Source organism: Acinetobacter sp. GFQ9D191M (assembly GCF_011174875.1).
Taxonomy (GTDB): domain Bacteria; phylum Pseudomonadota; class Gammaproteobacteria; order Pseudomonadales; family Moraxellaceae; genus Acinetobacter.
On the sequence record NZ_JAALGV010000050.1, the window covers coordinates 1 to 8,438 of the forward strand.

General features: G+C 41.8%; 8 protein-coding genes and 2 pseudogenes. 1 reads left to right on the forward strand and 9 read right to left on the reverse strand.

Translation table 11 applies throughout. The features are described 5' to 3' along the window. Positions 1-159: 159 nt before the first annotated feature. Positions 160-510, reverse strand: a complete 351-nt coding sequence (locus G5T77_RS08380; RefSeq protein WP_166134638.1) for a hypothetical protein — start codon at positions 508-510, stop codon at positions 160-162. 150 nt (positions 511-660) lie between these two features. Beyond that, positions 661-1,160, reverse strand: a pseudogene (locus G5T77_RS08385) (IS3 family transposase); the annotation flags it as partial. 160 nt (positions 1,161-1,320) lie between these two features. On the opposite strand from G5T77_RS08385, the pseudogene G5T77_RS08390 reads away from it, so the two are divergent. Next, a pseudogene (locus G5T77_RS08390) lies at positions 1,321-1,500 on the forward strand (IS481 family transposase); the annotation flags it as partial. A 94-nt stretch (positions 1,501-1,594) separates the two neighbouring features. On the opposite strand, the gene bioD reads toward G5T77_RS08390, so the two are convergent. The 7 genes from bioD to G5T77_RS08425 form a co-directional block, all read right to left on the reverse strand. After that, positions 1,595-2,260: a dethiobiotin synthase gene (gene bioD / locus G5T77_RS08395; protein ID WP_166134635.1), complete on the reverse strand. Its 666-nt coding sequence runs from the start codon at positions 2,258-2,260 to the stop codon at positions 1,595-1,597. Beyond that, the gene (bioC, locus tag G5T77_RS08400; protein ID WP_166134632.1) at positions 2,257-3,042 is read right to left on the reverse strand and encodes a malonyl-ACP O-methyltransferase BioC; all 786 of its coding nucleotides are present in this window, start codon (positions 3,040-3,042) and stop codon (positions 2,257-2,259) included. Before bioC ends, bioD begins: the two co-directional genes overlap by 4 nt. Beyond that, positions 3,009-4,178 carry an 8-amino-7-oxononanoate synthase gene (locus G5T77_RS08405; RefSeq protein WP_114541439.1) on the reverse strand — a complete coding sequence of 390 codons (1,170 nt, stop codon included), beginning with the start codon at positions 4,176-4,178 and terminating at the stop codon, positions 3,009-3,011. Before G5T77_RS08405 ends, bioC begins: the two co-directional genes overlap by 34 nt. After that, the gene (gene bioA / locus G5T77_RS08410; protein ID WP_166134629.1) at positions 4,175-5,455 is read right to left on the reverse strand and encodes an adenosylmethionine--8-amino-7-oxononanoate transaminase; all 1,281 of its coding nucleotides are present in this window, start codon (positions 5,453-5,455) and stop codon (positions 4,175-4,177) included. Before bioA ends, G5T77_RS08405 begins: the two co-directional genes overlap by 4 nt. Positions 5,456-5,543: 88 nt before the next feature. Next, positions 5,544-6,254, reverse strand: a complete 711-nt coding sequence (locus tag G5T77_RS08415; RefSeq protein ID WP_166134626.1) for an alpha/beta hydrolase — start codon at positions 6,252-6,254, stop codon at positions 5,544-5,546. A gap of 66 nt (positions 6,255-6,320) precedes the next feature. Next, positions 6,321-7,310: a biotin synthase BioB gene (gene bioB / locus G5T77_RS08420; RefSeq protein ID WP_004812090.1), complete on the reverse strand. Its 990-nt coding sequence runs from the start codon at positions 7,308-7,310 to the stop codon at positions 6,321-6,323. Between the two features lie 285 nt (positions 7,311-7,595). After that, a partial coding sequence (locus tag G5T77_RS08425; RefSeq protein ID WP_166236207.1) for an IS3-like element ISAba14 family transposase occupies positions 7,596-8,438 on the reverse strand: 843 nt, incomplete at its 5' end.

Sequence of the window (8,438 nt, forward strand, 5' to 3'; positions counted from 1 at the left end):
CTAAAAAAACTACATGCAAAAGTCGCACCTCATGTTTGAATTCACCCATTAACAGAGTGCGAATTAGTCCTTGATCATGTTTGACCACATTTCAAGGAATAGTGTCCAACTTTCGGTATGTAGATTATGGTGTGGGGTTCTCTTAAAGTTTAAACCTTATTATTTTACTTCAGTAATGCTGATTGGCTGGTCTTTTACAAATTCAACAACCCCTTCACCACGTTTAAAGTGAATTGAAACTCCATTATTATTAGCTAAACGAATACCACTACCAGCAACTGTTTGCTTTAAACTATATACCATGCCTGAGTTATCAGTCATTAAAGCAGTTTCAAAGTTATCCGATGATTTCAGAAAAATTAATAAACCATTTGGACCAGAAAATTTAAGGACCTGCGTATCAGCTGAAGTATTGCTTGTAGCCTTATCTTGTAAAGTTTCAGTCTTTGGACTCGAAGTACACCCAGTCATTGCTAAAACTAACAAAGTTAAACTTAGAAAATATTTCATTTAACTACCTTTTTCATCTGTAAATCATAGGTGTATTTATACTAATTGTTATAATTTAACAATAAAACAGATATTACTTTTTTTTACATAAAAAAGCCATAAATCGCATTTTGAACCTTACCGGATTTATCGGAGATTTTTTTATTTAAGTTAGGCCACCTGACCTAACGGGTTAATCTTATCATAGTACATTGCTTCAAACTCAAAAGGCGATACATAACCTAGTGCACTGTGTACATGCTTTTTATTAAACCAATCTACCCAATTTAATGTCGCAAGTTGTACATCTGCTAAACTTTGCCAATCTGCTTTTAAATATTCAATCATCTCTGTTTTGTATAAGCCATTCACTGTTTCAGCCAAAGCATTATCGTATGAGTCCCCGTTGTACCGATTGATGCTCGTAAATTTTCTGCTCCTAAACGATTGGTATAGCGAATGGAAAGGTATTGAACACCTCTATGGGAATGATGAATCACATTCCTTGGCATACCTCAATCGTGCAATGCTTGCTCCAGTGCATCGAGCACCATATCTGTATTCATACGTGTTGATACTTTCCATCCAACAATTGCTCGTGAGAACACATCAATAATAAAGGCGGTATAGACCCAGCCTGAATTTGTTTGAATATACGTAAAGTCACTCACCTGAGATACCGTCTTGGTAGTCAATCAATAATTGAACCGCTCTATCTCTGATTTCAGGGGTATATTTTACTTTTTTCATCGGAACACTACGCTTCGCTACGTCGTGCGAAGCAATGCTTCTCATCTCAGGAAAGTTGGTCTCCGACAAACCCGGTACGGTTCATTCAGGAAGAAGCTTTATAGCTCATTGGAAGAATTACAGGTTGATCTAGACGATTGGCTGAAATTCTATAATACTGAACGGACTCATCAAGGAAAAATGTGCTGTGGTCGTACACCACTTGAAACTTTACTTGATGGAAAACGGATTTGGGCTGAGAAAAATTTAGCTCAAATTTAACCTGACAGGCACAATAAAAAATGGGTAACTGTCAGATCAGGTTTGAGCTAGTACAATTTAAGCATTCATATCAGCCCCTCTGTAAGCTGATCATTTACTCATGGATAGACGGGGCTAAATTTAAAGCTGGAATATCAACCCATGTCGTATCAGCAAAATCACGCTGCAAATACTGTTTTAAGTAAGCAATGGTATCTTCAGCGATCAAGGGATCTTTGGAGTTATCTGCATGATTAAAAGCAATGGCATGTAATCGAATCCCGCGGAGTTTTAACAACTCAAGACTCAGCAAGGTATGATTAATACTACCCAAACGCCCTGAAGTGACCAGAATCACCGGATAATTATGTGTCTGAATATAATCAATAGTTAGGAACTCTTCGGTTAAGGGCACCATTAGACCACCTGCACCTTCCAGCAAAATACAGTCATAGCCCGCAGCCAGCTGTTCGGTGGCCTGCTGAATCTGTTCAAAATTAATGGCTCTCCCATCTAGACGCGCAGCAAGATGCGGTGAAGCCGGATACGTAAAAATTTCCGGCATGGTCAGTTTTTGCTGGTCTTCCGGTAACAGTCCACAACCCATAATTGCACGATGCTGTTCGATATCTTCTGATATATCGACATTTCCGGTCTGGATCAGCTTTTGGGTTATAGTACGAATACCCTGCTCATTCCAAATTTTGGCCAAGAAACCAGTAGTAAAGGTTTTACCAATTGCGGTATCAATGCCGCTGACAAAATAAATCTGTGCGCTCATGCTGTCTTCCGTGCAATGACATAAATCGGATGATAAGTAAGTACATACTGTTTGCTTTTAGGATCTTGGAATTGTTGATAGCCGGTATAAAAATCCTGTAATGACGATTTTGTCCACCGAAACCCCTGTGCCGTCGCCTGCACACCAGTGGCTTTGATATGCTGTAACACCTGTTTCGGATGCTCAAAATATAAGGTCATCTGTTTTTCTATCTGCAGCAGAATATCAAAGCCTAAGGATTGGAGCAGTTCACAGACCTTCGCTAAAGGCAGATAATCCAAGCCCTGTCCGGTCAGTGCCTTAATTTCCTTTAAATTATTCTCAGTATAACTGGCAAAACACAGATGCCCAGAGGGATTTAAGACCTCCGCAATGTTGAGCAATAATGCTTTTAAATCCGAGATCCATTGCAATGCAGAACAAGACAACACCATGTCCAGAGACTGAGGCAGTGGCAAGGTTTCAATATTACCAATCTCCCACAAAAGCCGATTAGCTTCCGGGAAGTGCTGCTTCACTTCGACATATAGGTCATTTAAAAATAAATGATCAAAGCTATAATGCTGCATAAAAAGCCGGGTAAACAATCCTGAACCGCAGCCAATTTCCAATACCCGTTGCAAATGTGGTTGTGCCACATGCTGCTGCATGAAATGCATCAACTCTGCAGCTACGGTACTTTGTACCAGCGCATGCTGTTCATAACTGAGATTTGCCTGAGCAAAACGCTGGGCAATCTGTTTGCTGTTCATCGCGGTAAATTCCTCAGCACCTGCAGACATGCGTCCAGCTCATCCGCAGAAATGTTCTGGTTCAGGGAAATTCTGAGTCTGGAGGTGTTGGCAGGAACCGTTGGCGGACGTACTGGCAGCACATAAAACCCCTGCTGTTGCATAATTTCAGTCGCCTGAATGGTGCGTTTTGCCTCACCAATCAGTACCGGCACAATTTGCGAGGTTGACGGACAGTGATATCCCAAGTCTTGAATGCCCTGCTGACAGCGTACAGCCAATGCTGCCAAATGTACTCGTTCTGCCTGAAGCTGCTCTACCTTTTGAAAAATAAATCTAGTCCAGGCCATACATAGTGGCGGCTGGGCGGTACTAAAAATTAAAGGTCGCATGCTATTGATCAGATAGTCACGAATCACTGGCGCACAGACCAGATAACCACCAACTGAAGCCAAAGCCTTGCCAAAGGTACCGACTAGGAAATCAATTTGATCCAATACTTGATACTGTTCTGCGCAGCCCAATCCACGTTCACCGCGCACACCAATTGCATGTGCCTCATCGACATAAAGCATGACTTTTGCAAACTGCTGTTTTAATGCCACCAAAGCAGCTAAATCTGTTTCATCCCCATCCATACTGAAAATTGATTCAGTTACCACAATGATGCGCTGGATAGATTCATCTGACTGATATTTTTCTAAAAACTGAGTCAAATGCTGCAGGTCATTATGGCGGTAACGCACATAGCCAGCTTTAGATAAACGAATCCCGTCGATAATACTGGCATGTACCAGTTTGTCAGCAATGATCATGGTTTTAGCATTACTGAGCGCAGGAAGAATCCCGATATTCATGTGATAACCACTATTAAACAGCAGTACTGAACGTCCAAAAGCCTGTGACATCTGTGCTTCAAGTTGTTCAAAATTGGGAAAGTTTCCTGTCAGTAAACGTGAAGAGCTTGAACTCATATATCGCTCAGACATCGGCGTGAGGTCAAAAAATTCTTCACGTAGCGTTAAGTTGGATGCCAGACCTAAATAGTCATTGGATGCCAGATTCAGCATCTCTTGGCCATTGAGTTGCAATCGTGGCTGGCTAGAAATATTGGACTTAAACTGGCGATATTGCCCTTGCTGTTTCAAGTCATCTAGCTGCTGCTGGAAATGCTCAAGATGGTTCATGCTACTGCCTCTATCTGCTGAATCATCTCCCGCATATGCTTTAATAAAGTTTCAAGTTGCTGTGTTGAAATTACATATGGCGGCATGACATAGACCAGACGGCCAAAAGGACGAATCCAGACGCCACGGCATACACATTCAGCCTGAAAACGCGCCAAATCAATAGTTTGATGTAGCTCAACCACGCCAATTGCGCCGAGAACACGCACATCTTTGACTTGTGCCAAGGATTTTAAATCCAGTAAATACTGTTCTAGTGTACTTTCAATCTGTTGAATACGCGTCTGCCAGTCTTGAGCCAGTAACAACTGGGTACTTTTTAATGCGACCGCACAGGCCAACGGATTAGCCATAAAAGTTGGGCCATGCATGAACACACCCGCTTCACCACTTGAAATCGTCTGTGCTACATGGCGAGTGGTTAAGGTCGCTGACAAGGTCATATAACCACCAGTCAATGCCTTACCGATACACATAATGTCTGGTGTGACCTGAGCGTGCTCATAAGCAAATAGTTTTCCAGTGCGGCCAAAACCGGTGGCAATTTCATCTAAAATCAGCAGTACATCGTACTTTTCACACAACAACTTAGCTTGCTTTAAATATTCTGGATGATAGAAACGCATCCCGCCTGCACCTTGCACAATCGGCTCAATGATCATGGCAGCAATCTGTTGATGCTGCTGTACCAGCAGGCGCTCAAGTGGCTGTATATCTTCGGGTTGCCATGCCCCATCAAAACGGCTTTGAGGTGCCGGAACAAATAAACGGTTCGGCAAACTCGAACCAAAAATTTGATGCATACCAGTTACAGGATCACAAACCGACATGGCATTCCAGGTGTCGCCATGATAGCCAGAGCGTGTGGTAACAAAGTTAGTTTTTTGTGGTTGCTGACGTGCATTCCAATATTGCACAGCCATTTTCAACGCCACCTCAACCGCGACCGAGCCGGAATCGGCAAAGAAAATTTTATCCAGTTCAGGCGCCGTGATCTCGAGTAGCAGTTTAGATACATCAATCGCAGGCTGATGAGTCAAACCACCAAACATGATATGTGACATCGACTCTAATTGTTTTGTTACGGCCTGATTGAGTTCAGAATGATTATAACCGTGAATTGTGCACCACCAGGACGACATGCCATCAATCAGCTCGGTACCATCTTCAAGTTCAATGACTGCACCATGTGCAGCTTTAACTTTGTAACATGGCAACGGTTGTGTCATGGAGGTATAAGGATGCCAAATATGCTGTTGATCAAAAGCGTCCTGCACAGAATTTACCCCAATTATTAAAACTAAAACTGATCTTAGCGCGTTAAATCTGAAAATAAAACGTCAAGAACTACCAATCTCTTTTTGCTTAAGCCAGATCGGCTAAAAATTTTAAAATTGGCTCAACGAGTAAATTGGTATCAAAAAGGATGGCATCGTGCGTGCCCTGTATTTTTACCAAATTCAGATTTTGGGTTGTTAAAAACACAGATTCTTGACTAACTTTGTAAGGAACCAACATATCATTCTCAGAAAATATAAATAGCATCTTGACTGAATGATTTTTTAAGATATCCACTAGATTTAATTGCTGCAATAGATAAAGATGCTTAACCTGATAGTTTAAATCAATACTATTTAACTGTTGGTGCAATAATTTTGTACGTTCACGCGCTGCTGCGCCAGCTAAAGTGACCAAGGTACAGAAGCGCTGCATCCCGCGTTTTGGATCAGCCAGTATGGAGGATTTAAATTGTGTATATTGTTCAACTGGCATTGCCTGTGGCCATGCTTCGTTGGCCACGAAACAGGGATTTGACATACAGCAAATCACTGGCTTGGCAATTTTCAGTTGTTGCTGGATTTCATTAGCCAGCAAAAGTGCCAACTGTCCACCCAAAGACCACCCCATCAAGACATCAAACGAACTCGCCTGCCTGACTTTTTCGGCCAAAAGACTTTCTACGTTAGGATCGAAAATATCCCATACTTTAACTTGATGCTGCTGCCGCAACTGTTCTACAAACGGGGTTAAGACCGCTGTTCCTAGCCCCCAACCCGTAATCATCAGTATCTTCATTTTGTCTGTTCCAATAAAAAAGGGACCAATTCAAGTTGAAATGATCCCTGTTTGTTACACGATTAATTAAGCAGGTTGCATCGCATCTACAGCCAATTCTTTAGCTGTTTTCTTGGCAGCTTCAGCTTTTAAGCCTAATTTAGCAAACAAGGCTTTGTCTTTACCTTCACCACTGTTCGGGGCAGTAAGCAATTTATCACCTGAAAATAATGAGTTAGCTCCAGCCATAAATGCCAGTGCCTGATCAGAGTCAGAGAGAGATTCACGACCTGCCGACAAGCGGATATAACTCTTCGGCATAATAATCCGTGCTACCGCAATAGTACGAATCCAGTCAATCACATCCAGTTTTTCAACATCGGCCAGTGGTGTGCCTTCAATAGGAACCAGCATATTTATGGGCACCGAACCCGGGTGAATCGGCATAGTCGCTAGTTCAAATAACAAACCGACTCGGTCTTGTACGCCTTCGCCCAAGCCGACAATACCGCCACTACAGACATTAATTCCGGCATTACGCACATGATCAAGCGTATTTAAGCGGTCATCAAAGCTACGTGTACTGATGACATTGGCATAATATTCACGTGAGGTATCAAGGTTGTGGTTATAATAATCTAGCCCTGCATCTTTCAGACGTTCCGCTTGTGAGGCATTCAGCATTCCTAGGGTCATACAGGTTTCCATGCCCAGTTTCTTGACTTCCTGCACCAGTTCCAGCACATACGGCATATCGCGTTCATGCGGATTACGCCATGCTGCGCCCATGCAGAAACGGGTCGAACCGGAAGCTTTGGCCTGTTTGGCTTCAGCAATCGCCTTTTGTACTTCTACGCGTTTTTCAATTTCCAGATCAGTATCGTAATGTGCAGATTGCGAACAGTATTTACAATCTTCCGGACAACGGCCCGTTTTAATTGAAAGCAGAGTACTGACCTGAACAGTATTCGGTTCAAAGTTTTGGCGATGAATTTGCTGTGCCTGAAACAGTAAATCCATTAAAGGCAAGTCATAAATTTCTTGTATTTCGGCACGTGACCAATCATTACGGATCATCTTGTCTGCATCATCTAAAATTCCATTGAGTAAATCATACGCTGTTTTTTTTATTTTTCTTTAGCGTTTTCTTTCATATTCATTGCCTGCTTAAAATAGCTTTAGTGTATCAAGCTATTTTGAAAGCTTATTTAACTCGAATCCTGCTTAAGCCGATGATTCCTTAATTTGAATTGTTGGCTTATTTTGATGAGTGAGTTGATATGCACATAGTGAGGTGTAAAAGAGGTGGTCCCACATGTTTGAACAACTAAAAGCTTATTTATAAGTGATACTCTGCTCTAGTTAAGCTACCTTATTTTGTTGTGGTAGCTGGTCATAGTAAAACTCATCTGGAGTCATTTTGTCCAGACTCGAATGAGGTCGTTTCAAATTATAAAACTCAAAATATGCACTTAATTGCTTTTTCGCATCTGTGACACTGCTATAAGCTTTGAGATACACCTCTTCATATTTAACGCTCCGCCATAATCGTTCAACCATCACATTATCTACCCATCGACCTTTACCATCCATACTGATTTGAATGCCATTTGATTTCAATACATCAATAAATGCATCACTGGTAAACTGGCTGCCTTGGTCTGTATTAAATATTTCAGGTCGACCATATTTTTCAATCGCTTCATTTAAAGCCGAAATACAAAAATCCACCTCCATACTAATCGATACCCTATGCGCAAGTACCTTGCGGCTATGCCAATCAATCACAGCACATAAATAAACAAAGCCTTTTGCCATAGGGATATACGTTATATCCGTAGACCACACTTGATTACTGCGCTGAATAGCCAATCCTTTGAGCAGATATGGATATTTACGGTGAGCTTGATTAGCCTGGCTTAAATTTGGTTTGCAATATAACGCCTGAATACCCATTTTCTTCATTAAAGTACGTGTATGACGTCGTCCTATATGATGTCCTTGACGATTCAACAAATCACGCATCATACGGCTACCTGCAAAAGGGTATTGCATATGTAATTCATCAATACATCGCATCAGCTTCAGATCTGATGCACTCACAGGTTTTGGGCGATAGTAATAACAACCACGGGAGACTTTCAGCAGCTTAGCTTGCTTAGATACTGAAATCTGAAGTGAGTCGTCGATTAACTTTTGTGGTTG